The sequence below is a fragment of the Sporosarcina saromensis genome (assembly GCF_033253735.1).
GTDB classification, from domain to species: Bacteria; Bacillota; Bacilli; order Bacillales_A; family Planococcaceae; genus Sporosarcina; species Sporosarcina saromensis.
Window position 1 is genome coordinate 227,207 of the sequence record NZ_JAUBDI010000001.1, and the last position, 25,098, is coordinate 252,304.

Here is a 25,098-nt window from a genome sequence, read left to right on the forward strand (position 1 = left end):
AGAGCCGGCCCGACCCTCCTTTGCGATTACAATTCTTACTATAAGATGTTTACCAAGTTAGCGATCTGGGTAACTATGATTGTGTGCGTGAAAAAGTATGCGAGTAACCTTATCGTTTTAAGTTAACAAGTTCCTGCAAGATTTCATCTGATGTCGTAATAATACGCGTGTTCGCTTGGAATCCACGTTGTGCAACGATCATATCCGTAAACTCTTCGGATAAATCGACGTTGGACATTTCAAGGAAGCCTGATTCGACGGAAGCTAATCCCTCTTTTGTTGCAACTTGGATCAATGGATCACCGGAGTTCGCAGTTGATTGGAAGTAGTTCCCTCCAACTTTCCCTAAACCACCCGGATTCGAGAATTTCGCTAACACCAGTTGACCTGCCCACTTCAATGTTCCTTCACCATCAACAAACGTAACGGTACCGTCTTGTCCGATACTCATAGATTGTGCGTTTTTAGGGATTCGGATTGGTGTATAACTTGCTTGTTCTCCACCCTCAATTATGACTGGTTCTGCATCTGCGACCCCATTATTATCAGTATCTAAATTTCCTTCTACAGTTGAATCACCCTTAACCGTATTCGCATTTGGGTATGCATCCTTGACGCTACTTGGATCGCCATCCCATCCATCTACCGCGTATCCAACAAGAAACTTCCCATCTGAATTTACTAAGTAGCCATTGTTATCCATATAGAAATTACCAGCTCTTGTGTAAAGTGTATTCGTAAATGTTTTTGCTCCTGTCGCTGGATCTGCCACACCGTCCGCAACTTGGAAAAAGCCGTCACCAGACAATGCAAGGTCCAACGTATTACCTGTAAACTGGGATGCTCCACCACTTTGAATGACGTCGATTGCTGCTAATTGAGAGCCTAAACCGACTTGCTTCGGGTTCACACCGCCTCGCGCATCGCTTGAACCGGATGCACCCGCAACGGTCTGGGATACTAAGTCTTTAAAAATCGTTCGGCTCTTTTTGAAACCGTACGTATTCACATTTGAAATATTATTCCCAATGACATCTAACTTTGTTTGGAAGTTTTTCAACCCTGAAATTCCTGCGTACATAGAACGTAACATATTTATTTTCCCCTCTCGGATAATGAGTGTATCTGCCTCTGTCGGTCAGCAGTACGTTGGCATCCTCTTTTAGAGGTCCTGCCTATTCAACTTAAAATGATTGTTCCGTCGATATTTGTAAATAACTGATCTTTCATTTCTTTGCGATCCATCGCTGTAATGACTGTCGAGTTCTTAACGCTGACAATCAAGGCAGCTTGATCCAAAAGTACAAGCGACTCTTTGATCCCTTTCACTTTAGCCTCATTCACCTTATCAAATATACGCGTCCATTCAAGTTCGGTAATTTGAATATTTCGCTCTCTCAACCGATCGGATGCATGTTTACTGATTTTCAATTGCGTCGGCATCATTGCCTGATTCAGTTGCTCCGAAAATGATTGCGGAATACTTGGCGACGTTTTAGGCTGTTGTCCGTGACGTATGAATGGTTGCGATGGAACGCGATGTATGTTCAATTGCTCCATACACTTCGCCCCTTTTCTTCGTTACTGACTAATCGATGTAAATGATTTGCCGTCGATTCTTGTGCCATCCTCTAACACATATTCCAGCTTCCCATCTTTATTTGAAACAGAAACAACTTTACCGCTTTTCTCTTCCTCTCCGTCCATATAGCCAACAGTTTTACCGATGAGCATACTTGCTTCTAGCAAACTGTTCGTGTTGCCTGTGCCAGCTAATACTTCAGAAATGTTGCCTGGTGTCAGTTCTTTGCCGTCTTCCATAATAAAAATTACAGATCCATCGACAAACTTCGCAGCTTTAATGACGCCTGTTCCTTCATGAATGACCGGTTTGCCGTCTTCACCTTTTTCATCCGTCACTTCATGCCAACGGACATTTTTTCCAACAAATTGATTATATTGGATTAACTGCGTCTGGTTTTGAGCGATAGCGAATTTTTCAAATGCGTTCGCTAGATTCATTGTCTGTTCCAAAGAAGAAAACTGCGCCATTTGTGCAATGAATTCGTTGTCTTTCATCGGATTTGTCGGATCTTGGTTTTGCAGTTGTGCAATGAGAATTTTCATGAAAGCGTCTTTTCCCATCGTATCGGGCCCAGTTTTACGTTGTTCCCGTTGCTTATTAAGCAAAAACATCGATTCCGTTATCGGTTTTTGGCCTTCTACCAATTGCCTACACCTCTAATTCAATTAAATATTCTTCAAAAGAAGTTTCATCTTCTGGAGTATTGTTCTGTTGTTGTTCACTAGGCTGTTGCCTTTGTCTAAATTGCTCATTGAACGATTGTTCCCGATCACTACGTGAAGGATCTTGAATGGACTGTGAAATATCAATACGGTCCACTTGCAAATTCTGTTGGGCGAACGCGTGTCTGAGCTGATGCAATTGGCTATCTAACATCCCTTTTGCAAGTGAAGTGGAGGCCAGTATTCTTGCGGACAATACGCCATTTGCTTCATGTAACTCAATACGTATTTGCCCTAAATGTTCAGGGTACAACTTGATCAGCATCCTCGTTGACCCACCTACTTGTCCGAAGTTCGAGCGTTTCAACAGTAGCTGCATTTCTCGCATTAACGTTTCACTTCTATTTGAAGTGTTTGGTTCTTGAGACAACGAAAATTCCGTTTTTATTGATGCATGCGTCGTCGACGAAACATTTCCTTGAGATGTCGTATCCGGTTGTTTACTAGATGACCCATTGTCAGTAGATGAAGACTCATTCGACCGAACGATTTGTACATTTACTTTATCTTGCAACAACTGCATGTACCCCTGTTTACTTATAGGCGTAGTTTGCAATCTTGTCTGCAACTGTTCCAATGTCAGCTGATACATGGTTGTGAAACTAGACAATTTCTGATCCATTGTGACGGTCATATCCGAATGAGCAGCGAGAAACTCTACCATTTTAAGGAAAGATACAACAGATACCTTTTCGTTAGGAGTTAGGTTCTTATCCATCGTCTCGCCTAGTTTTTCATAAAATGCAACTCCAACCTCTTCTAGAAAACCGATCATTGTCCAAACATCAACCGTCTCTAACTGATGATTGAATTCTTCTTCAGGAAGTCCAGCTTCTACGAACAATTTTTTTAAGTCGTCAAGAAACTGTTCTGGTTCCACCATAAGTGTAGCGAGGATTTCTTCGACACTCGATGCACTTGTTAACGAATTGATTGTTTCTGTCAATTCCGTTGAATCAAAACCTGGTATTGCGCTTAGTGCTTCTTTCAAATCTTCCAACGTATTCGCCTGTAGTACATCTTTCAAATAGTGCACGTCAATATTTCCACTTGATTGGCTACCAGACGAGTCTTTAGGTGTAGCCATCATCTGGCCAAATACTGATCCAAAGGATTTTGTAGAAGAACTTGATTGTTCATTCCCCAACTTTACGGTCGTTGGATTTCCAATAACGAGTGACTGTAGTGCGCTGATGTTCAATTTTTCACCCCCTTTCAATGTGTAAACTACTCAACTATTTCGTCATAAGGCTCGTATACTTTGCAGCATCTTCAGCAGACATCTTCTCTAAAATAGGCGCTAGCACTTCAGGTTTTAATGCAGTAAGGATTTGTATCGCTTCAGCATCATTCATATTCGTAATGACGGGTGCTGCAGATTTAGCAGACATTTTCTCGAACGTCGAAATAATTTCTTTTACATCCCTTTTGTTATCTTCTTTCGCACGTTGCAAAGCTTCAATTTGACGTTGAAGATTTTCTTGTTCAGTTAACCATGCGTTCTTTTCGTCTTTGAACTGCTCCAGTTCTTCTTGTAACTTGTACACTTGTGACTCTTTTTCTTTGATTTCGGCTTGTAAAGATACAACGCGTTCTTCTATATCTACAGCTAGTTCTTCATCTTCCACAGACTTCTTCTCCGTAGAGAATGGAAGAGAGGACGACATTTTTTTCATTTCGTCCAACACATTAATGTCTGCTACAAATGCAATGATTAATAGAACCATTGTTGTGAATAATAAAGGAATGAGTGTCCACATTAAGAGTGTTTGAAAAAGATTCGCTTTTTTAGCACCTTTTTCTACTTCATTCTTTGCTGCTAATTGTTTCGGTTTATTTACCACATTACCACCCTGTTTCTTTTCTATGGAACTTCATAGTCGACAATTCATCCAACAAGCTAGCTTCCACTTGTTCCAGTTCAGCTTGATAATGTTCTTGATCTTTTTCTTTCATTTTTTCAAATTTCTTTACTTCTATCGATCGCTCAAGCAGTTTCTCTTCAAACCATTTCATTTTTGAACGAGCTTTCATAACGGTCATTTGAAGACTGGCTATGCGTTTTTCAAGCGTATCGATGAATCGCACATAATGATGCACCTCGTTTATCATAAAACCTTGCTTCATTTTTTCTTGGTGCGCTTCGGAAACATCTTCTTTCTTCTTAAGCAGTTCATAAAGTTCAGTCGCAACTTTCTCAAACGATTCAACTGCTTTTTTATATTCGATTTCCGTTTCCGTTTTCTCCTGCTCCCGAAAACTGAGCACTTTGTCAAATCGATAGACATAAGGTTTCATCGTGTACCTCCTCCTGTTGCAAGTGAGATCAATTCCCCGATACTGTCTTCCATTCGAATATTATCTTTGTAACTCTGTTTCAAATAGGTCGTTATACGAGGTTCAAAGTCAATCGCATCATCGATTTCTTTTGACGTACCCCGTTTATAAGCACCAATATTAATGAGGTCTTCGGATTTATTGAATGTATAGTATAATTCCCTCAATTTTTCAGCGGCTCTCACATGTTCTGGTGAAGCAATATGGTTCATAAGTCGGCTGACACTTTTTAACACGTTGATTGCTGGGTATTGTCCTTTATTTGCTAACGTACGATCTAATACGATATGACCATCGAGAATACCACGAACAGCGTCTGCAATCGGTTCATTCATATCATCGCCGTCGACAAGAACGGTGTAAAAAGCTGTAATGGCTCCCACTTCATTTGTCCCAGTACGCTCAAGAAGCTTTGGCAATATTGAAAAGACGGAGGGTGTATATCCTCTTGTCGCAGGTGGCTCACCAACTGCTAAACCAATTTCCCTCTGAGCCATTGCTACACGTGTAACAGAATCCATCATCAGCATGACATTCATGCCTTTGTCACGAAAATATTCCGCGATAGCTGTCGCAGTCAGCGCGCCTTTTATGCGCATTAACGCGGGTTGGTCGGATGTTGCTGCTACAACAATTGTGCGACTGAGTCCTTCAGGTCCCAAGTCCCTCTCAATGAATTCGCGAACTTCCCTTCCACGTTCACCAATGAGTGCAATCACATTTAAATCTGCTGTCGTATTGCGTGCAATCATGCCAAGCAACGTACTTTTCCCAACACCAGAGCCTGCAAATATCCCTACCCTTTGTCCATTCCCTACCGTTAACATGCCATCAATTGCCTTCACACCAACTGCAAGCTGTTCTTGAATCGGCAATCGGGACAAGACACTCGGCGGATCCTGTTCCGTTCTTACAGAAGATAAACCTTTAGGCAGTGGATACTGATCGATTGGATTGCCCATCGAATCAACGACCCTACCAATCAGCTCCATTCCAACCTTCACTTCAAGCGGTTTCCCTGTGCATTCAACTAAACAACCACTTGAAATATCACTAATTTTCGTGTAGGGCATTAAAATGACAATTTCTTCACGAAAACCGACGACTTCCGCCAAAATCGTGTCGTTTTTCCGCTCATTGTTTAAGTGGATGCGACAAACATCACCTATGGCACTTACCGGTCCTTGTGATTCGATCATGAGACCAACAACACGGACAACTCGTCCGAACTTCTTGAAAGTATGTAATTGCGGTATGACTTCAAGCAATTCTTCGGCTTTTTTCATCATCAGTCACCACTTTCCAACAGTTCGACAAGCTTTTCTTTCAGTTCGGATAATTGGTCTTTCACACTCGCAACAATTCGCCCTTGATTCGTTTCAATCATGCAATCATTACGTTGCAAATCTTCATCAGCAAAGATGAAAAACGGTATATCAGGTGGAAAAATTGCCATTAGTTCTGTACGATTTGACGATACAAGTTCAAAATCTTCGAGCGAAACGAATAGCTTAATTTCTTTTGACTCTCTCGCTTCTTTTAATCCTTTTTTTACAATTGATAAAAATGATTCGTGATCTTCTTCTAGTACTCTTCCAAGTATTCGGCTTGCTGAGCGGATTGCTAGTTCCAGTATGACTCTTTCTTGGGAGGCTAAATATTTCTGTGCATTTTCCTTGGAAGTCATCGTCACTTCATTCGCAATTTCCACAGCCGCATGCATATCCGAAAGGGCTTTGTTGCGCCCTTCTTCAAACCCTAATTGGAAAGCTTCCTCATAAGCTTGTTGCTGTAGTGCATTCTTTTCATGTTCCCACGCTTCTTTAAGTGTGTCGATTTCCTGTTGTACAATACGTTTTTGCTCAAACCATTCATTTTGCTCGATTTCGATTGTCTGTCGAGCTTCTTTCAACAATCGATCGCGTTCAACGAAAAGGACTTCCTTCGTTAAGGGCTCTTCTTCTATTTCTGACAGTGGATTGTGCAAGTTTCTTATTGTAATTTCTCTAGGGTTGCTATTCGTTGCAACCGTTTGAGAAGGACGAAAGATCTTAGACAATTACATCATCTCCCCCACCACGGGCTATAATGATTTCTCCAGAGTCTTCTAGTCTTCGAATGATGGAAACAATTCTTGCTTGCGCCTCTTCTACATCGCGCAATCGAACAGGACCCATGACTTCCATTTCCTCTTGGAATGATTCCGCCATACGTTGGGACATGTTTTTGAAGAGAATATTCCGTACTTCTTCACTTGATACTTTCATTGACAGAATAAGATCTTCGTTTTCACATTCACGTGCAATACGCTGAATGGATCGATTGTCGAGTGTAACGATATCTTCAAATACAAACATTCTTTTTCGAATTTCTTCTGCAAGCTCTGGGTCTTGAATTTCAAGTGCATCGAGAATGGTTTTTTCCGTCGCACGATCAACACCATTCAATACTTGAACAACTGCGTCAACGCCGCCTGTTTCAGTAAAGTCTTGTGTAACCGTCGATGACAGTTTTCGTTCAAGTACCGCTTCAATTTCACTAATGACTTCCGGTGAAGTCGATTCCATCGTGGCAATTCTTTTTGCAATGTCTGCCTGCACTTCTTGTGGAAGCGACGATAAAATCATTCCGGCTTGTTCTGCTTCTAAATAGGACAAGATTAATGCAATTGTTTGCGGGTGTTCATTCTGGATGAAATTTAATATTTGACCAGGATCTGCTCTTCGTGCAAAGTCAAACGGGCGCACTTGCAATGAAGATGTAAGTCGATTAATAATAGCTTGCGCATGGTCTTTTCCGAGCGCTTTTTCAAGAACCGTCTTGGCGTAGCCAATCCCTCCTTGAGAGATATAATCCTGCGCAAGTGCAATATTATGAAATTCCTCAATGATTTCATCTTTAATCGTTGCATCCACTTTTTTCACACTGGAAATTTCCAGTGTTAACCGCTCGATCTCCTCTTCCGTCAAATGTTTGTAAACTGCCGCTGAAACTTCAGGACCTAAAGAAATAAGGAGGAGTGCAGCTTTTTGTTTGCCATTCATACCTTTGTCTTTTTTCACCACTGTATTTCCTCCTTAATCCTCTGCAATCCAAGTACGCAATAATTTTGCAAATTCCTCAGGTTTGTCTTTCGCCATCTTCTCAAGCTGTTTTTTGCGTAAAGAAGATTCCGTTTCTTGTTCTTTATTAATATCTTCCACTTGTAGCGCTTCTCGTTGTTCTTCCATAATCAACTCATCTTCCATTGCACGTTCCTGCTTTTTGTTACGGAAGTAAGCGATTAACAGGAAGACGATTACGATTATTAGGACTGCACCAATTGCATAAACCCACCAAGGAATAGCTGGCGAAGTCGATTGTGGAACATTTGCCATTTTCCCATTAAACACTTGTGTTGAGATGGCGATTTTACTGTCCCAATACTCATCTGTCACATCTTGAGGTACGTAACTTTTGTCGATGGACGTACGGACGATTGTTTCTAGAATTGATGTGATGTCATCTTCCACTTCTGGTGTTAACGAAGAAAGATCATTAACGTTTGGTGGTTCAACCATGACTTGGATGCCAATGTCCCTTATCTTGTAAGGACTTTCCACAATATCTTTATGAATTCTGTTTACTTCGTTGTTAATGGTTTCTTCTAATCGTTCATAATCTCCATTTGCTGTATCCCCTTCTACATAAGAAGTTCGGTTATCTGATGGGTCTTCGCCCTCAGGCACACCGCCAGCAATCACTCCGTTCCCGGTAAACGATTCGGTAATTCTTTGGACACTAATCGCTAAACTGTCTAAATCTTCATCGACACGTTCTACTAAATCTTCTTGTCGTTTTTCTTGTTTAAAGTCGATATCTGTCGTTACAGAAACGACGACTTTATCTTGACCGACCATTGTACCAAGCATCGTCTGAACTTTTCTTTGCAAATCCCGTTCAAGTGTTTTCTTTAATTCCATTTGATCCACAACTACTGTTCCTGTCGATTCAGGTTGCAAATCAAAATACTCAGAGTACTGATTCATAATTGAAATATCTTCAGTCGATAAGTTTGGTATACTTTTTGACACCAAGTTATACAACGCTTTTATTTGTGCTTCTGTAAATTGGTGACCAGGTTCGGTATTCAACATAATGGCGGCACTAGCGTTTTGAACTGATTCATTGAGGAATACACTTTGTGTAGGCAGTGTAAGCATGACATTTGCATCCTTAACGCCTTCTACGCCTTTGATCAAATTGGCGAGTTCCGTTTGCATTGAAGCGAGCTTGATCATATTAAACTCGTTATCTGTCGTCCCGAATCCAGCGTTTTGAGAGAAAAAGGAATAGTCGATTTTCCCTGTATTCGGATAGCCTTCAGCAGCAAGTGTAACGAGCAAATCGTCTACACGATTTTTCGGGACAAGTATTGACGTCCCTCCAGGAGCAATTTGACTTGGCACCCCTAATACGTCCAACTCCTCTTTGATTCTGCCAATTTCAGCTCTGGAAACATCAGAATAGAGCGCGGCATATTCAGTCCTTGATAAGAAATAGGTTAGAACTGCGGCTAATGCGATGATTACAACTGCAGAGCCGATATAAGTCGTTTTTTGTCTTTTTGTGCGACTTGACCAGAACTGTTTGAGATCAGTTCCAATTTTCGTCATTCGTTCTTTCATTCTAATCCTCCGGTCTGCTTACTTAGTCAATAAATCCTTCATGAGTAAACGGGTTGTATTATACAGGCATCCGGATGATTTCCTGATAGGCTTCTACAACTTTGTTCCGCACTTCCATTGTTGCATTTAATGCAATTGAAGCTTTCTGAGCAGTGATCATCACATTGTGTAAATCGACATTTTCACCACGAATCAGTTTTTGTGTCATCCCGTCCGACTCGATTTGTTTTGTATTCACATCTTGTATTGCATTCTTTAAATATGTACCAAAGCTTTGTTGCGCTTCGAATGGTGTCTGTTGAACAGGTTGAAACGATTTAACTTGGCTTGCAAGGTTCCCCGTACTAAGTATTGATTGGATGGACATATACACCGCTTCCTTTCTACTTCGTTATTTTCCAATTTCAAGAGCTTTCATTAACATCGATTTATTCGCATTGAGCACAGTGACGTTCGCTTCATAAGATCTCGTCGCAGACATGAGGTCAATCATTTCCCTTAAAGGATCTACATTCGGCATTTGGACATACCCTTCTTCGTTAGCATCAGGATGCGTTGGATCGAAAACAAGTTTAAAAGGCGTTTCACGGTCCTCCTTAATACTTGTGATCGTAACGCCGTTCCCAATTGACCTGCTCCTGTGATCGCGGCTTCCCATTGCTACATTCAACATGGAAGAGAACGCATTCTCTTGCGGCTTAAAACTAACCATTTTTCTACGGTAAGGCTCCCATTCGCCATCTACCATTTTCCCTCGTGTTGTTTCGACGTTCGCCATATTGGAAGATATGACATCCATACGAAGGCGCTGTGCCGTCAAAGCTGAAGCAGATGTATTCAGACTATGAAAAATTGACACTTTTAACGGCCTCCTTTAATGACATTTTGCAATGAATTAAATTTACTATTAATGCGGTCGACCAAAGCATTGTAGTAAATTTGATTCGCCGCTAAATCCGCCTGTTCCTTATCCATATCCACACCATTGCCGTCTTGTCGATACTTTAGGGTAGATAATTTTGAAACACCAGGTTGATATACTTTTGTTGAAAAATTAATATGACGTTCATTAGTCCGATAGGCATGAATCGGTTCGCTTTGTGCATTCTTTAGAACTTCATTGAAGCTTACTGTTTTCGCCCTGTAATTCGGCGTGTCGATATTTGCGATATTTTGCGCGATCATTTTCCCTTTGGTGGAGGAGTAATCTAATCCCTTCTCAAGCATCGAAATGGTTGAGCCGTATATATTCATCTGTTTTCACCTCATAGTTTCATAGAATGAACCTACTATTAATCTCGCAATTCTTTTCTTCATTCATTAAATCATATATCCTATTGTAGCGGATTTTGCCGAACTTTGTCTATCTTATATAGTAAGTTTCATTAGTTCAAAACAACCTTTTTATATCCATAAAAAATCCTTGTAACTAGTATTTAGGACTAAATACATAATCTCGAGTTATGAATTATTTAATTATCATGATATTCAAGATTCCTTCCCAAAAAAATAACACTCCAACCAAAATAATGGTTGAAGTGTTATTTTGTCGAGCATTATCAGTTCTTTTGGTTTTCTAATTCCTCTAAGAACTTGCTGTTTAGTACCTTAATGTACGTTCCTTTCATACCAAGGGAACGTGACTCAATTACGCCTGCGCTTTCAAGTTTGCGTAGCGCGTTGACAATTACCGAACGGGTAATTCCAACACGATCTGCAATTTTCGAAGCCACTAATAGACCTTCGTTGCCATCAAGTTCTTTGAAGATGTGTTCAATTGCTTCATGCTCACTGTATGATAACGAATTAATCGCCATTTGAACGACCGCTTTGCTACGTGCTTCGATTTCGATTTCTTCAGCACGCTCACGAAGGATTTCCATGCCAACTACAGTCGCTCCGTACTCAGCGAGGATTAAATCGTCTTCTGTGAATTTTTGTTGCAAACGTGCTAGCACAAGTGTTCCAAGACGTTCTCCACCGCCGATGATCGGAACGATTGTCGTTAAGCCTTCTTTGAAGATTTCGCGCTCTTCTTCTGGGAATACTGTGTAATCGCTATATACATCGATATTCGAAGAAGTTTCATTCACTTCCGCTAATTTGCGTGTATAGTCTTCAGGGAATTTGCGGTCTTCAAACATTTTTTTCATACGCTCGTTTTCGATTTGCTGGTGGATTTCTAGACCAAGCAACTTACCTTTTCGACTAACGATAAATGCGTTACACTCGATAACCGAACTTAATTTTTCAGCCATTTCTTTGAAATTAACCGGTTTCCCTGCTGTTTCTTGTAACATTGCATTGATTTTTCTTGTTTTTGCTAATAGTGCCATGACTATTTCCTCCTCTAAATTTCAAATGTGTTTAAGAATATTCTAAAGCTTTTCAATCATTAAATAAACTAAAATGTCTCATTTACAAGATAAAATGTGACAAATTTTTGTTCTTTGCGATTGTTTTCAACTTCTCATCAACATATGTTAACGTGATGGTAATCGACGTTGGACCAATTTCAGCCGCCTCATAAGAAAGTTCTTCTAACAATTTTTCTAAAATAGTATGCAACCGTCGAGCACCAATATTTTCTGTATTGTCATTTACATCAAAAGCAATTTCAGCAATTCTTTCAATTGCTTCATCTGTAAACTCTATACGTACATCTTCTGTAGCTAACAACTTTTTATACTGTGTTAGCAACGAAAAATCAGGTTCTTTCAAGATTCGAACAAAATCCTCTTTCGTGAGCTTATCCAATTCTACCCGTATCGGGAAACGCCCTTGCAACTCAGGTATGATATCAGATGGCTTTGACATATGAAAAGCCCCAGCCGCAATGAAAAGAATATAATCGGTTTTGACCGTACCGTATTTCGTTGTCACTGAAGAGCCTTCCACTATTGGTAAGATATCTCTTTGCACACCTTCTCGGGAAACATCTGCAGAAGAAGAACCACCATTCGAGCGACTTGCAATCTTATCCATCTCGTCAATGAAGATAATACCTGATTGCTCCGTAAGTTCAACTGCTCTTCTCGCAATTTCCTCTTGGTCAATCAATTTGTCCGCCTCTTCTGCTTGCAAATGCTTTCTTGCGTCTTTAACACACATTTTCCGCTTCACCGTTTTCTTCGGCATAAAGGATGAAAACGCGTCTTGCATACTTGCGCCCATCTGTTCCATACCCGAACCTTGCAAAGCATCAAACATGGAAGGCTGCTGGGAAGTGACTTCAATCGTAATCATTTCCTCTTCCAATTCACCTGCAGCGAGTCTACGAGCAATTTCCGATCGTTTACGGCTCAACTCTTGCTTGTCAGAATCATTGCTAACATCCTCATCCGCCTTTTGACCAAACAGCATCTCAAACGGATTTTGCATGTTCCCTTTTCGTTTCTTCTCTGGAACTAAATAGTCGACTAATCGTTCTTCTGCAAGGCCCTCCGCCTGTCCTTTTACGGATTCACGCATTTCCTCGCGAACGATACGGACTCCCGCTTCAGTCAAATCCCTAATCATCGATTCGACATCTCTACCGACGTATCCGACTTCAGTAAATTTTGTCGCTTCCACTTTAACAAAAGGGGCATTCACCAACTTTGCAATCCTTCTTGCAATTTCAGTCTTCCCAACACCGGTAGGTCCAATCATTAAAATGTTTTTAGGAATAATTTCACTTTTCTCTTCATGTGTCAAAAGACTCCTGCGGTACCGGTTACGCATCGCTACCGCAACAGCTCTTTTTGCTGCATGTTGGCCAACAATGTACCGATCGAGAAACATCGTCAGTTCTCGAGGTGACATTTCCTGTTTCTTGTTCATGAAAGCACCTCCACAATAATTCTGTCATTTGTGTACACACACAATTCAGAAGCAGTTTCAAGTGCCGCTTTTGCAATTTGCTCAGCCGTGAGAGCATTACCACTGTACTTCTTTAACGCACGGCCAGCAGCTAAGGCATAATTGCCACCGGAACCAATTGCTAATATGCCATCATCCGGTTCAATCACTTCCCCAGTTCCTGAAACAAGTAATAGGCGCTCTTTATCCATGACAAGTAGCATCGCTTCCAACTTTCTTAAAATACGGTCTCCACGCCATTCCTTCGCAAGTTCCACGGAAGCACGCTCCAAATTCCCATTGAACTCCGCTAATTTCCCCTCGAACAGTTCAAACAGCGTAAAAGCGTCAGCTACCGAACCAGCGAATCCAGCAAGTATCTTATCATTGTAAAGTCTTCTTACTTTTTTAGCAGAATGTTTCATGACAACCGCTTCACCCATTGTCACTTGTCCATCACCTGACATTGCACATTCACCATTATGTCGAATGGCAAATATCGTCGTTGCGTGAAATTTCATATATCCATCCTCCTACGCTCGCGGATGAGTGTTCATATACGTTTTCCGCAAGTGTTCTTTTGTGATATGTGTATAAACTTGTGTCGAAGATAACTGACTATGTCCAAGAAGCTCCTGTACCGTTCTCATATCAGCGCCATTTGCCAATAAATGCGTGGCAAATGAATGGCGTATCATATGCGGGTATACCTTACCTTGTATAGCGGCATCCTTCATCATACTATCCAATACATGGCGAATTCCCCGAGCTGTAATTGGATCGCCTCGCAAATTGACAAACAAAGAGTAGTGCTTTTTTTGTTTCATCAATAAAGGACGACTGATTTCCAAATAGGATTCAAGAGCTTGTTGTGCAAAACTGCCAAATGGGATATAACGTTCTTTTCGACCTTTCCCCATAACTTTGACAATTCCTAATCCATTATCAATATCACCAAGTTTAATGGAAACTAATTCACTAACACGGGCACCTGTCGCATAAAGCATTTCAAGAATCGCTTTATTTCTAACAGATTTCGGATGATCGCCTTCGCAAGCTGCAAAAAGTGCATCAAGTTCTTTCTCATAAAAAAAAGCCGGAAGCCGCTGTTCCTTCTTTGGATGGTGCAATAGCTGGAAAGCATGATCTTTCATACCATACCGAGCGTTGCAAAACTTGTATAAAGACCGGATTGACGAAATTTTTCTTGATATCGTAACCCTCGATAATCCTCTATCATACAATCTCGTTACATACAGTCGAGCTTCAGGATAGTCGACATTTGCTAAATCAACAATTCCTTCTTCACTTAAAAAAGCATAAAACTCTTCGATATCATGTTTGTACTCAGAGACTGTTAAAGATGAATAATTCTTTTCAAGGCGAATATAGGATATGTATTCATCAAGAAATGCCGTCAATTCATTTTGTTGTTGCAAGTGTTTCACCCCCAACATGAATCACTTCATCCATCATACAGAATTTGAACACATTTGAAAAGTGGTTATTTTTTCTTTTATCAAAAAACAACTCCCCAACTTCCTTATCTTAAGAATAGGAAATCTACTAAGGAAGTTCCAAAATCGTCCACGCTTCACTATACCGAATGTATTTCCGTTCAGCAACCGATTTGTATCAAGAAGTAAGACGTCAAACAATATTTTGGACAAACCAGACACATTTTGTTCATTTTTTGCATAAATCTCAAAAGAGTCACTTAGTTAAGTATTAGTACCTTAATCCAAGTGACTCATTTTCATGTTAATTTTTCATATTGAAATACTGTTAACGAAGCAAATGCTTTATTAGCGTGTTTTTCAGCTCTTTTTACTTTAGACCTTATCTTTTCTCCAAAACCAGGAACAAACCAAAATTGACGTTCATTGGCTGAAAATTTTTCGGATTTGTTTCAGTAATAAACCTCGCAAGCTCCCTAACGCTGTGGTAGTGCCCACACTTCTATCTCCACTTATTCTTGAGCATCCTCTTTATAATCACATTCCGTACATTGAATCTGTACACCTTTCTTAAGTCGCTTTTCAACGAGGGTGTGTTGGCATTTAGGACAAGGTCTTGCAATCGGCTTATCCCATGATACGTATTCACACTCCGGATATCGGTCACAACCATAGAAAATCCTTTTCGTCTTGCTCTTCCTCTCAATTACTTGACCTTCTTTACAAGATGGACATGTAACACCGATCGGTTTCACAATTGCTTTCGTATTTCTGCAATCAGGAAAGTTTGAACAAGCCATGAATTTTCCGTAACGCCCCATCTTGAACACCATTGGATTGCCACATTGTTCACAATCTTCTCCGGCCGGCTCATCTTTGATTTCAATTTTTTCCATCTCTTCGTCTGCAACTTTAACATGTTTCTCGAATTCTTTATAGAAATTATCAATGACTTGTACCCAACGAACTTTCCCATCTTCTACATCGTCCAAGTTCTTTTCCATTTCTGCCGTAAATTCAATGTCGATAATATCCGGAAAATATTGATGAACGGCTTGGTGTACAATTTCACCGAGCTCCGTCGGCACAAATCGCTTTGCATCCAACGTGACATAGCCACGCTTTTGAATTGTATCCAAAGTAGGTGCATATGTCGATGGCCGGCCAATCCCGAGCTCTTCAAGCGTTTTAACTAGTCTCGCTTCTGTGTAACGCGGCGGTGGCTGAGTAAAATGCTGTTTCGGTTCAATCGCAGTGCCTTTGATCCGTTCTCCTTTTTCCAGAGGTGGTAAAATACCATCTTTTTTCTCTTCATGATCATCTTCACCTTCAATGTAGACTTTCATGAAACCTGGAAATTTCACCTCGGAACCTGTTGCTCTGAATTTCACATCGCCATTCATTAGATCAGCAGTTACTGTGTCCAATACAGCAGGAGCCATTTGGCTTGCAACAAAGCGTTCCCAAATCAATTTGTATAGTCTAAGCTGATCTCTCGATAAAAACGCTTTCATCGCATCAGGTGGCCTTAAAACTGATGTCGGTCTTACTGCTTCATGCGCATCTTGTGTATTTGCTGATTCCTTGGCTTTCACTTTAGATGTCGCAACGAATTCATTCCCATACATCTTTTCGATATACTCCACCGCTTCACCTTTTGCACTATCAGAAATTCTCGTCGAATCCGTTCTCATATACGTAATTAGACCGACAATGCCTTCTTTACCGGTATTGATTCCTTCGTACAATTGCTGGGCGAGCATCATCGTTTTCCGCGCTCTAAAATTCAGCTTCCGTGCCGCTTCTTGTTGCAAGGAAGATGTGGTAAACGGTGGCGCAGGATTCCTTCTTCTTTCCTTTTTGACGAGATTGACAATTGTAAATTCATCTTCTGTCATCCTGGAGAGTATCTCATCAACTTGTTGTCTATTTTCAAGCTTTATTTTTTTGTTTTCATCACCGTAAAATGTCGCTTCAAACACCTTGCTGTTTTTCGTAAACTGTCCCGTAATGCTCCAGTATTCTTCAGGTGTAAATCCTTTAATTTCGTTTTCACGGTCAATAATCATCCGTAAAGCGACGGATTGGACGCGACCAGCTGACAGTCCTTTTTTTACTTTCTTCCAAAGGATTGGGCTAATGTTGTAACCTACAAGTCTATCCAACACCCTTCTCGCTTGCTGAGCATCCACACGATGCATATCAATCGGGCGAGGATTTTTAAATGAACCTTTAATTGCATCTTTTGTGATTTCATTAAACACAACTCGACAATCAGATTCGATATCTACGCCTAACTGATGTGCCAAATGCCACGCAATCGCTTCTCCTTCTCTATCGGGGTCGGCTGCAAGAAAGATTTTCTTTGCTTTTTTTGCGTCCTTTTTCAACTCTTGTAAAATCGGACCTTTCCCACGAATCGTAATGTATTTCGGTTCATAGTTATTTTCTGTATCTACACCCATTTGGCTACGCGGTAAGTCTCTAAGGTGTCCGATCGAAGCTCTAACTTTATACTTCTTTCCTAAATAACGTTCAATAGTTTTCGCCTTTGCCGGCGATTCAACGATAACTAAGTAATCTGCCATTTTTCATGCTCCTCCTCATAGAGGTTCCTATTTATCCACCCGGTGGACAGTTTCATTCAATTTTGCCAATCTGTTAACCGAGAGTGCGGATGTAAAAGAATATCTGTTGCAAAATGTATAACAGATTTGAATTAAAATCAACCTTTTCAATATGAGGAACATTTTTCAACTCATTTAAACAGGCATGATTCCAGCGCTTGATAGCCGTTCCATATAGGTTTTGCTCCTTCTTCAATTAATTTATTCGGTCCGATAGACAAAGGCGAATGAATAGGGCCAGGAACCGCAAATACCGTTTTCCCATGATCTAGTGCATGGTCCACTGTACTCATCGTACCACTTTTCTCTTCCGATTCTGTAATGATGACAGCATTCGACAAGCCACTAATGATTCGGTTTCTCATCGGAAATGTCCATTTTGCTGGTCGCATGTATGGTGGATACTCTGTAACCAACAAATGATTTGAGGCAAGTTCATCTGCCAAGGTACGGTTTTCATAAGGATAAAGGTGAAACAAACCGTGGCCAAGTACTGCTATTGTTTTACCGTTGTAGAACATTGTCGATTTGTGCGCCATTGTGTCTGCACCTTTTGCAAGACCAGAAACAATGACTGTTTCATTTTCCACAAGAGGCGGAATAATTTGAGACAACGCTTTTCTTGAATACTCTGTTGCTTTCCGAGAACCGATAATAGCGATTTTTTTAGGCACATCAAGAATGCGTTTGTCACCTTTTACATATAAAACTGAAGGAGGGTCGACTAACCATTTCAGCGAACTCGGGTAAGTTGTATTCGTTATTGGAATCGGGATGATTTGCTCTTGTTGATAAAGTAGGGGGAAGGGGGTGTTTTCGTGTTGTAGTAATTGTTGATTCAACCGAGCTGCCTTTGAATGGGGGATTTGTAGCAGCCTTTGAAGTTCTGTTGTTCGATAGCAGAATAGTTTTTCAAGCAAAGGATCTTGGTCCATTATCGACTCGATTTTGTTGTAAGGTACAGGATATACATAATGGAGTACAAGCATCCTACGATCAGTCTCTGAAAGCATTATCATTTTCTCCTCCATGTAAAATAGCAGCATGCAGATTCCTGCATGCCGCTCGTTTTACTTAATGTGTTTTACACTTTTCGTAAAGACCTTTTTCTTTAATCACTTTAATAAGCGTTTCACCAATTACAGATGGCGTATCAGCCACTTCGATACCTGCAGCATTCATCGCTTTGATTTTTTCCGCAGCAGTTCCTTTACCACCGGAGATAATCGCTCCTGCATGGCCCATACGCTTCCCTGGAGGTGCAGTTTGACCACCGATGAAGCCGACAACAGGTTTTGTCATGTTTGCTTTCACCCATTCAGCAGCCTCTTCTTCAGCCGTACCACCAATTTCACCAATCATGACGACCGCATAAGTTTCAGGGTCTTCATTGAAAGCTTTTAATACATCAATGAAATTCGTTCCGTTTACAGGATCCCCACCAATACCGACAGCAGTCGTTTGACCGATACCCGCTTGGCTTAATTGGTGTGTCGCTTCGTATGTCAATGTACCAGAACGAGATACGACGCCAACATGACCTTTTGTATGGATGTAGCCTGGCATAATACCGATTTTACATTCATCAGCCGTAATGACACCTGGGCAGTTTGGTCCGACAAGACGCGTTTTCTTACCTTCCATGTAGCGCTTGACATTGATCATGTCGATTACCGGAATATGTTCTGTAATACAGATTGTCATATCCAATTCTGCGTCAACAGCTTCTAAAATCGCATCAGCAGCGAAAGGAGCTGGAACATAGATGACTGATACGTTAGCACCTGTTGCTTTTACCGCTTCTTCAACAGTATTAAAAACAGGCACTCCTTCAACTTCAGTTCCGCCTTTGCCCGGAGTGACTCCGCCGACGATTTTTGTACCATATTCAAGCATTTGTTTCGTATGGAAAAGTGCTGTAGACCCGGTAATACCTTGTACAATCACTTTTGTATCTTTATTAATATAAATTGCCATCGTTTGTCCCTGCCTTTCTTAGCCTACGAGTTCAACAATCTTTTGTGCACCGTCTGCCATCGTGTCAGCAGCGATGATGTTCAAACCTGATTCATTCAACAAAGCTTTACCTTTTTCGACATTTGTACCTTCCAAACGTACGACAAGTGGCACTTCAAGACCTACTTCTTTTGCAGCTGCAATAACACCTTCAGCAATGACGTCACATTTCATGATGCCACCGAAAATGTTAACGAAAATTCCTTTAACAGCTTCGTCAGAAAGAATGATTTTGAAAGCTTCAGTTACTTTTTCAGCAGTTGCACCGCCCCCAACATCAAGGAAGTTCGCCGGTGTTCCGCCATAGTAATTGATTGTATCCATTGTAGCCATCGCAAGACCCGCACCGTTAACCATGCAACCGATGTTTCCATCAAGTGAAATGTAGCTCAAGTCATACTTGGATGCTTCGATTTCCTTAGGATCTTCTTCATCAAAATCACGAAGTTCAACGATGTCTTTATGGCGATAAAGTGCATTATCGTCAAAGTTGAATTTTGCATCCAACGCTAATACGTTGTCATCACCTGTAACAACAAGTGGATTGATTTCAACGATTGAAGCGTCTTTTTCGACGAATACTTTATAAAGACCTAACATGAATTTAGCAGCCTTATTGACAAGGTGTGAAGGGATATTCATGTTGAATGCCATACGACGTGCTTGGAAACCTGTTAAGCCAACTACTGGATCAACAACTTCTTTAAAGATTTTTTCAGGCGTGTTTTCTGCAACTTCTTCGATGTCCATTCCGCCTTCTTCAGAACCCATTAATGTAATGCGATCTGTTGCACGGTCAACTACTAGACCAATATAGTATTCTTTTTTAATATCTGATCCTTCTTCAATAAGAAGACGTTTCACTTCTTTACCTTCGGGACCTGTTTGATGAGTGACAAGCGTTTTACCTAATAGCTCTTTTGCATACGCACGTACTTCGTCAAGATTTTTAGCGATTTTTACACCGCCAGCTTTACCGCGTCCACCAGCGTGGATTTGTGCTTTCACGACGATTACATCCGTAGTGAGCTCCTTTGCCGCTTTTACAGCTTCATCGGGAGAAAATGCTACCCGACCGTTTGAAACAGCTACACCATAATCGCGAAGCAACTGCTTTCCTTGATATTCATGGATATTCATCTTACATCCTCCAATCGAACTTGTAGCTAATAATTTACTGCCGTATCTATTGTAGACACAATGTCAAAGAATGTCCACAATTGTCTGCTACTCTTTTAGGTTTTTTTTGACACCATTCGTCATCCGCTTACTTATTTCGCCTTCACCATGCGCTCGATCTATATGGTAGATGTACGCAAACACTTCTGCAACAGCTTGGTACAGTTCTTCGGGTATCGATTCATTGACATTCAACTGACCGAGTAATTCGACCAATGTCGGGTCCTCTTGAATCGGAATGTTATGCTCTTGTGCCTTTGATAGGATATTTTCCGCAATTCTGCCTTTACCTTTCGCAATCAACTTTGGGGCTTCACCTGCTGCCGGATCATACGTGAGGGCAATGGCTTCCTTCCTAGTATGCTTCTTTTCAGTCATATCCGAAAGTCAACTCCTTGGTGCTCTTGAATGATTTCTTGCTGTCGTATAGCAGTTTCAGTCGACTCCTCGAACTTCTTGAACGATACTCCGGAAAGGATATACTTACTAGACGCCAGTCCTTCTTTCAGTCGTTCTCGGAAAAGGTCCCCAATCATTTTCAATCGTTCTTCCTCGTTGTAAATTGTGAGTGTAACAATTCGGTTTTGCACTTGCATATCAACTACTGTTTTGTCTAATGATGACAACTCAAGGTAAAACATGATTCTAGCAAATTCCGGATCAATTTTTCCATCATCCTTCATTCTCCCATTCCACTGCAATGTTGCATCGATCCGTTGTCCCAGTATTGACATAGGTAGTTGCATTACAATTTGCTGGTTTAGTCCCACTTCACCCGAATGCAACAAATGTCCATTCATTCTCGTTACAATCATCTCAGCTACATCACGTGTTTTGGTTGAGATAGAGGGATCTTGCAATAAAGCAACCAGTTGCGGTTTTAGCCACTCCGAGTTCTTTTGGAAATCACCTTGTTGATGACCAATCGTAACTTCATAATTCACTCCAAGTGAAGCGGTAATTGACTGCATCACCATTTGCATTGTTTTGCCGTCTATCGCGTTACTCACACTCGTTTGAGCTTCTTGAAGCAGTTGGTTCGTAATTGGTACATTCAGTTGTGCAATCCGTTGACTAATTAATGAGGCGTTTCCTAGCGCATTCTCACCAAACAATTTATGAAGAGCATTGGGAATGTTCACATCGAATGGCTGTTTTTGGCCTTGCTCGGCCATATGCTTTACAAGAATCTTTGTCAATTGTGTAGTGATTGGAGATGATGGCAATTCCGTAACAGAAAGTTTCTCAAGCGCTACTAGCAACTTCATCATTTGTTGTTTTTGCGGCTGTTCTAGAACAGTGTCTTGTTGGACTTCCGTCGCGAATTGTCGAATACTTTGAAAAAGCTCTGTTGAATGGTGCATCTTAGCATTTTTAATGATCGTTTCCAAGCGATCAATGATTGTTTGATTTGTTGAGAGGACATCTTTGTTTATTACTTTTTCTTGTCTGTTTAATTGACCATTCGGACTATGAATTTGGCTTTCTACTTGTCCTATAAGTTGATTCGTAAGTGTCGTTTGCAAATTTGCCATCGATGCTTGTTTCGGTAACAGTCCTACTGATTTCAGTAATTGCAGGATTTGAAAACGCTCTTGCTGTGGTACATTGTCATCCAATAACTTCACAACTGCGTGATGCAATAATGCATTGTCCATCGCCATCTTTGTAACTCCACTCAACGACTCTAAAGTAGAGAGGATCGAATGCTTCGCAGCGGGTTGCAACCCTAGTTCGTCATCAAGCGCAACTTGCAAAGCTTGCAGCAGCTGGTGGAAACCTTCTTTCATTTCTACAGACATCAGTGAAGAGAAATGTTTTGGCGTAAGTGGCAGGCGAAGCTGCATCAATTTTTGTATCATCTGTAATGCTTCTCCACGAACTGCAACTGGTACTGACTTGAGAAGTTTCGTCGCGTCAATCAAGTTTTCACGGGTGAATGGAATTTTGTTTTTAATGAAATGAGCGAGTACGCTTTGCATCTCTTTTGACTGTTGAAGTTGCATCCGATCCACAAGATTAGCCAATTGCTTTGACTGGTTATCTTGCGCTTGAATAGGCCCTGAAATGATTTTCAGTTGCAATTCAGGTTCGACAGCTTTCACTTGAAAATAATAGGCGTCTCCCGCTTTCATAGGCACTTCCAGTTTGGCCATCAACTTATGCTGTCCAATTTGAACTTCGGCAAGGTTACCAGGAAAGAATTGTTTAATATGCCCTTTAAACATCTGCCCTTCTCTCAACGTTAATGGGGTTTGTAACCGAATAGGCGGCTGAGGAGCTGTGTGTGTGATTAAAGGATGCGTCAATCTACTAGACCTCCTTCCAACATCGTCTTAACAGGCTCAAACGTCTTTCTATGGTGTTTACAAGGCCCATACATCTGCAGTGCCTCTAAGTGGTCAGCTGTTCCATATCCAGCGTTTTTAGCAAAGTTATACATCGGAAACTCTACATTCAGATCATCAAGTAATGCATCACGAGTCGTCTTCGCCAAGATGGATGCAGCTGCAATTGCCAAGCTTTTTGCATCTCCTTTAATAATGGATTCGGTTTGACAAGGAACTTGCAACGCCATCGCATCTGCCAGAACGATTGTCGGAGATGTGTCGAGTTGCAAAACTGCACGTTCCATTGATTCTTTCGTCGCTTGGTAAATGTTCACTTCATCAATACGTTCTGCGGATTGTATGTGAACAGCATAACTGAGCGCAATCTCTTTTATGACTACCGCTAGTCTTTCTCTCTCTCGTTTCGCAATCTTCTTAGAGTCGTCCAATCCGATCAATTCTATAGGGTTCTCAGGTAATATGACAGCTGCACAAACGACAGGTCCAGCTAAAGGACCTCTTCCCGCTTCGTCCACTCCAGCTACAAGAGCGCCTTGAAACAATTTGTAGTTGTCATCAAACGCGATCTTTTCTTGTAAAGCTTGCTGTTTCAGCAGCTTTTTCTTATAATTCACGTTCCAACGATCTAGCGCTTTCTTCACGCCAGCCCGTTCATCCATTTCAAGTTTTTTCATCCATGCCGACGGTTCTTCTTGGTCCATTAATAATTGTGTTATTTCTTTCACAGTCTTCACTCGATCACCCTGCCTGTTTATTTCAACGCACTTTATCTTTATATCGGCTCTATTATGTAAATGTAACACCCCAGTAATAAGAAAAGGCCGAACGTCACGGATCAATCCGTGATAGTATCGACCTTTTCTGTACTGTTTTCTTCAGATACCAAGTCAAATGTCAACTTCCCTAAAAGCTCACTTCTAATATCTTGCACGATTAACTCCGACACTTTGTCGTAATCAATCTCTCCGCCTTGTGAGTACGTTTTTCGCGCTTCACCAATTTTCGTGAAAATTGCTTGGATGTCCTCATCGACTGTTGTGATACCGTATCTCGCTTCAAGTCGATCTGGGTAATGACTTTCCAAAAAGCGTAGCCCAAAGACTGCTAAATTCTCCATGTTCACGATCGTGTCTTTTATCGCACCGGTTAACGCTAGTTTGTACCCTACAGCGGGATCTTCAAATTTCGGCCAAAGAATTCCCGGTGTATCTAATAGTTCCAATTCTTTTTCAAACTTTATCCATTGCTGTGCTTTCGTAACACCTGGCTTATTACCTGTTTTCGCAATGTTTTTCTTTGCTAAGCGATTAATTAATGTAGACTTTCCGACGTTCGGTATTCCAACGATCATAGCGCGAATTGCACCTGGCCGAATCCCTCTTTTTTTCATCCGTTCAATTTTAGGCGCAAGAATTTCCTTTGAAGCTTTTGTAACCGTTTGAAGTCCTTTTCCTTCAAACGAATTGATGGCAACGGCTCGAATCCCTTTGGCGTCAAAATAACGTATCCACCGTTCCGTTTCTTTATCATCTGCCAAATCCATTTTGTTTAAAATGAGCAATCTTGGTTTTTGTTGAATGACTTCATCGATCATCGGATTTCGTGAGGATAAAGGTAATCGTGCATCAATTAATTCAAATACGATGTCTACTAGCTTCAATTGTTCTGTAACTTCACGTCGTGCTTTGGCCATGTGCCCTGGAAACCATTGAATGGTCATCGGAACTCTCTCCTTTCATCAGTCAACGATTCCGAAATCTTTTATTGGCCAAAATACAAATTTTGTACTACCAATAATTTCATCGATTGATACTGCTCCAATATGTCTAGAGTCTTTACTTTTTCGACGGTTATCCCCCATTACAAATACATAGCCTTCAGGGACGGTTTGTCGATTAATTTTTTCTTCAAGTGTAAAATCCTCTGTCAGCGGTCCATCGTTCACTTCCGCTTTGTATTTATCCAAATAAGGCTCTTCTATCGCTTTTCCGTTAATGTATAACGTATCGTCCCGATATTCCACTTCATCGCCCGGAAGACCGATGACGCGTTTAATATAGTCCTTTTTCTCGGGTGCATGGAAAACGACGATATCAAATCGATCAGGCTTACCGATTGTGTACCCGATTTTGTTCACAATCATTTTATCTCCATGTTCCAACGTCGGCATCATCGATACACCATCAACGACAATAGGTGTAAATAAAAATATACGAATAATCGCCGCCAAGCCAAATGCGATTAATAACGCCTTAATCCATTCCCATGTTTCATTTTTCTTTTTCTCTTCGTTCATCACCAAAGCCTCCCGCCAACC

Annotated in this window: 26 protein-coding genes; all 26 read right to left on the reverse strand. The window is 41.0% G+C overall.

The window, feature by feature from the left end; genetic code table 11:
• Positions 1-109: 109 nt before the first annotated feature.
• The 26 genes from QT711_RS01180 to lepB all read right to left on the reverse strand — a co-directional run bounded on the left by QT711_RS01180 (position 110) and on the right by lepB (position 25,077).
• A complete protein-coding gene (locus QT711_RS01180; RefSeq protein ID WP_317941656.1) occupies positions 110-1,093 on the reverse strand; it encodes a flagellar hook-basal body complex protein in 984 nt (327 codons plus the stop codon).
• Positions 1,094-1,179: 86 nt separating this feature from the next.
• A complete protein-coding gene (locus QT711_RS01185; RefSeq protein ID WP_317941657.1) occupies positions 1,180-1,560 on the reverse strand; it encodes a TIGR02530 family flagellar biosynthesis protein in 381 nt (126 codons plus the stop codon).
• Positions 1,561-1,581: 21 nt separating this feature from the next.
• Positions 1,582-2,229 carry a flagellar hook assembly protein FlgD gene (flgD, locus tag QT711_RS01190; protein ID WP_317941658.1) on the reverse strand — a complete coding sequence of 216 codons (648 nt, stop codon included), beginning with the start codon at positions 2,227-2,229 and terminating at the stop codon, positions 1,582-1,584.
• Positions 2,230-2,233: 4 nt separating this feature from the next.
• Positions 2,234-3,508: a flagellar hook-length control protein FliK gene (locus QT711_RS01195; RefSeq protein WP_317941659.1), complete on the reverse strand. Its 1,275-nt coding sequence runs from the start codon at positions 3,506-3,508 to the stop codon at positions 2,234-2,236.
• Positions 3,509-3,542: 34 nt separating this feature from the next.
• Positions 3,543-4,151, reverse strand: a complete 609-nt coding sequence (locus QT711_RS01200) for a MotE family protein (protein WP_317941660.1) — start codon at positions 4,149-4,151, stop codon at positions 3,543-3,545.
• 1 nt (position 4,152) lies between these two features.
• Positions 4,153-4,605 carry a flagellar export protein FliJ gene (gene fliJ, locus QT711_RS01205; RefSeq protein ID WP_317941661.1) on the reverse strand — a complete coding sequence of 151 codons (453 nt, stop codon included), beginning with the start codon at positions 4,603-4,605 and terminating at the stop codon, positions 4,153-4,155.
• Complete coding sequence (gene fliI / locus QT711_RS01210) at positions 4,602-5,930, reverse strand: flagellar protein export ATPase FliI (protein ID WP_317941943.1); 1,329 nt, start codon at positions 5,928-5,930, stop codon at positions 4,602-4,604. The genes fliJ and fliI overlap by 4 nt, the downstream gene beginning before the upstream one ends.
• 2 nt (positions 5,931-5,932) lie before the next feature.
• On the reverse strand, positions 5,933-6,703 hold the full coding sequence (fliH, locus tag QT711_RS01215; RefSeq protein WP_317941662.1) for a flagellar assembly protein FliH: 771 nt from the start codon (positions 6,701-6,703) through the stop codon (positions 5,933-5,935).
• Positions 6,696-7,709: a flagellar motor switch protein FliG gene (gene fliG, locus QT711_RS01220; protein ID WP_317941663.1), complete on the reverse strand. Its 1,014-nt coding sequence runs from the start codon at positions 7,707-7,709 to the stop codon at positions 6,696-6,698. The genes fliH and fliG overlap by 8 nt, the downstream gene beginning before the upstream one ends.
• Before the next feature lie 12 nt (positions 7,710-7,721).
• Entirely contained in the window at positions 7,722-9,311 is a 1,590-nt protein-coding gene (fliF, locus tag QT711_RS01225; protein ID WP_317941664.1) for a flagellar basal-body MS-ring/collar protein FliF, read from the reverse strand.
• A 58-nt stretch (positions 9,312-9,369) separates the two neighbouring features.
• Positions 9,370-9,678 carry a flagellar hook-basal body complex protein FliE gene (fliE, locus tag QT711_RS01230; RefSeq protein WP_317941665.1) on the reverse strand — a complete coding sequence of 103 codons (309 nt, stop codon included), beginning with the start codon at positions 9,676-9,678 and terminating at the stop codon, positions 9,370-9,372.
• Positions 9,679-9,702: 24 nt separating this feature from the next.
• Entirely contained in the window at positions 9,703-10,170 is a 468-nt protein-coding gene (gene flgC, locus QT711_RS01235) for a flagellar basal body rod protein FlgC (RefSeq protein WP_317941666.1), read from the reverse strand.
• Positions 10,171-10,172: 2 nt separating this feature from the next.
• On the reverse strand, positions 10,173-10,565 hold the full coding sequence (gene flgB, locus QT711_RS01240; RefSeq protein WP_317941667.1) for a flagellar basal body rod protein FlgB: 393 nt from the start codon (positions 10,563-10,565) through the stop codon (positions 10,173-10,175).
• A gap of 305 nt (positions 10,566-10,870) precedes the next feature.
• On the reverse strand, positions 10,871-11,647 hold the full coding sequence (gene codY / locus QT711_RS01245; RefSeq protein WP_317941668.1) for a GTP-sensing pleiotropic transcriptional regulator CodY: 777 nt from the start codon (positions 11,645-11,647) through the stop codon (positions 10,871-10,873).
• Between the two features lie 82 nt (positions 11,648-11,729).
• Complete coding sequence (gene hslU / locus QT711_RS01250; RefSeq protein ID WP_317941669.1) at positions 11,730-13,133, reverse strand: ATP-dependent protease ATPase subunit HslU; 1,404 nt, start codon at positions 13,131-13,133, stop codon at positions 11,730-11,732.
• Positions 13,130-13,672, reverse strand: coding sequence for an ATP-dependent protease subunit HslV (hslV, locus tag QT711_RS01255; protein ID WP_317941670.1), 543 nt, complete (start codon positions 13,670-13,672; stop codon positions 13,130-13,132). Before hslV ends, hslU begins: the two co-directional genes overlap by 4 nt.
• Positions 13,673-13,684: 12 nt before the next feature.
• Positions 13,685-14,590, reverse strand: coding sequence for a tyrosine recombinase XerC (xerC, locus tag QT711_RS01260; protein ID WP_317941671.1), 906 nt, complete (start codon positions 14,588-14,590; stop codon positions 13,685-13,687).
• Between the two features lie 530 nt (positions 14,591-15,120).
• A complete protein-coding gene (gene topA, locus QT711_RS01265; protein WP_317941672.1) occupies positions 15,121-17,196 on the reverse strand; it encodes a type I DNA topoisomerase in 2,076 nt (691 codons plus the stop codon).
• 170 nt (positions 17,197-17,366) lie between these two features.
• A complete protein-coding gene (dprA, locus tag QT711_RS01270) occupies positions 17,367-18,248 on the reverse strand; it encodes a DNA-processing protein DprA (RefSeq protein ID WP_317941673.1) in 882 nt (293 codons plus the stop codon).
• A gap of 61 nt (positions 18,249-18,309) precedes the next feature.
• Positions 18,310-19,212 (reverse strand): succinate--CoA ligase subunit alpha, encoded by a 903-nt coding sequence (gene sucD, locus QT711_RS01275; protein WP_317941674.1) that lies wholly within the window; start codon positions 19,210-19,212, stop codon positions 18,310-18,312.
• A gap of 18 nt (positions 19,213-19,230) precedes the next feature.
• Positions 19,231-20,391 carry an ADP-forming succinate--CoA ligase subunit beta gene (sucC, locus tag QT711_RS01280; protein ID WP_317941675.1) on the reverse strand — a complete coding sequence of 387 codons (1,161 nt, stop codon included), beginning with the start codon at positions 20,389-20,391 and terminating at the stop codon, positions 19,231-19,233.
• 87 nt (positions 20,392-20,478) lie between these two features.
• Entirely contained in the window at positions 20,479-20,808 is a 330-nt protein-coding gene (locus QT711_RS01285; protein ID WP_317941676.1) for an EscU/YscU/HrcU family type III secretion system export apparatus switch protein, read from the reverse strand.
• Positions 20,805-22,739, reverse strand: coding sequence for a hypothetical protein (locus QT711_RS01290; protein WP_317941677.1), 1,935 nt, complete (start codon positions 22,737-22,739; stop codon positions 20,805-20,807). Before QT711_RS01290 ends, QT711_RS01285 begins: the two co-directional genes overlap by 4 nt.
• A complete protein-coding gene (locus QT711_RS01295) occupies positions 22,736-23,515 on the reverse strand; it encodes a ribonuclease HII (protein WP_317941678.1) in 780 nt (259 codons plus the stop codon). The genes QT711_RS01290 and QT711_RS01295 overlap by 4 nt, the downstream gene beginning before the upstream one ends.
• A 101-nt stretch (positions 23,516-23,616) precedes the next feature.
• Positions 23,617-24,501 carry a ribosome biogenesis GTPase YlqF gene (gene ylqF, locus QT711_RS01300; protein ID WP_317941679.1) on the reverse strand — a complete coding sequence of 295 codons (885 nt, stop codon included), beginning with the start codon at positions 24,499-24,501 and terminating at the stop codon, positions 23,617-23,619.
• Positions 24,502-24,519: 18 nt separating this feature from the next.
• Positions 24,520-25,077 carry a signal peptidase I gene (gene lepB, locus QT711_RS01305; RefSeq protein ID WP_317941680.1) on the reverse strand — a complete coding sequence of 186 codons (558 nt, stop codon included), beginning with the start codon at positions 25,075-25,077 and terminating at the stop codon, positions 24,520-24,522.
• Positions 25,078-25,098: the final 21 nt, after the last annotated feature.

Coding starts and splice junctions, on each gene's coding strand:
- flgB (WP_317941667.1), bottom strand. CDS start 10,565: ATGAATATATACGGCTCAACCATTTCGATGCTTGAGAAGGGATTAGAT.
- hslU (WP_317941669.1), bottom strand. CDS start 13,133: ATGAACAAGAAACAGGAAATGTCACCTCGAGAACTGACGATGTTTCTC.
- QT711_RS01185 (WP_317941657.1), bottom strand. CDS start 1,560: ATGGAGCAATTGAACATACATCGCGTTCCATCGCAACCATTCATACGT.
- sucD (WP_317941674.1), bottom strand. CDS start 19,212: ATGGCAATTTATATTAATAAAGATACAAAAGTGATTGTACAAGGTATT.
- fliF (WP_317941664.1), bottom strand. CDS start 9,311: ATGAAAGAACGAATGACGAAAATTGGAACTGATCTCAAACAGTTCTGG.
- QT711_RS01180 (WP_317941656.1), bottom strand. CDS start 1,093: ATGTTACGTTCTATGTACGCAGGAATTTCAGGGTTGAAAAACTTCCAA.
- dprA (WP_317941673.1), bottom strand. CDS start 18,248: ATGCTTTCAGAGACTGATCGTAGGATGCTTGTACTCCATTATGTATAT.
- codY (WP_317941668.1), bottom strand. CDS start 11,647: ATGGCACTATTAGCAAAAACAAGAAAAATCAATGCAATGTTACAAGAA.
- ylqF (WP_317941679.1), bottom strand. CDS start 24,501: ATGACCATTCAATGGTTTCCAGGGCACATGGCCAAAGCACGACGTGAA.
- fliJ (WP_317941661.1), bottom strand. CDS start 4,605: ATGAAACCTTATGTCTATCGATTTGACAAAGTGCTCAGTTTTCGGGAG.
- fliE (WP_317941665.1), bottom strand. CDS start 9,678: ATGTCCATCCAATCAATACTTAGTACGGGGAACCTTGCAAGCCAAGTT.
- QT711_RS01285 (WP_317941676.1), bottom strand. CDS start 20,808: ATGACTGAAAAGAAGCATACTAGGAAGGAAGCCATTGCCCTCACGTAT.
- sucC (WP_317941675.1), bottom strand. CDS start 20,391: ATGAATATCCATGAATATCAAGGAAAGCAGTTGCTTCGCGATTATGGT.
- hslV (WP_317941670.1), bottom strand. CDS start 13,672: ATGAAATTTCACGCAACGACGATATTTGCCATTCGACATAATGGTGAA.
- fliI (WP_317941943.1), bottom strand. CDS start 5,930: ATGAAAAAAGCCGAAGAATTGCTTGAAGTCATACCGCAATTACATACT.
- topA (WP_317941672.1), bottom strand. CDS start 17,196: ATGGCAGATTACTTAGTTATCGTTGAATCGCCGGCAAAGGCGAAAACT.
- lepB (WP_317941680.1), bottom strand. CDS start 25,077: ATGAACGAAGAGAAAAAGAAAAATGAAACATGGGAATGGATTAAGGCG.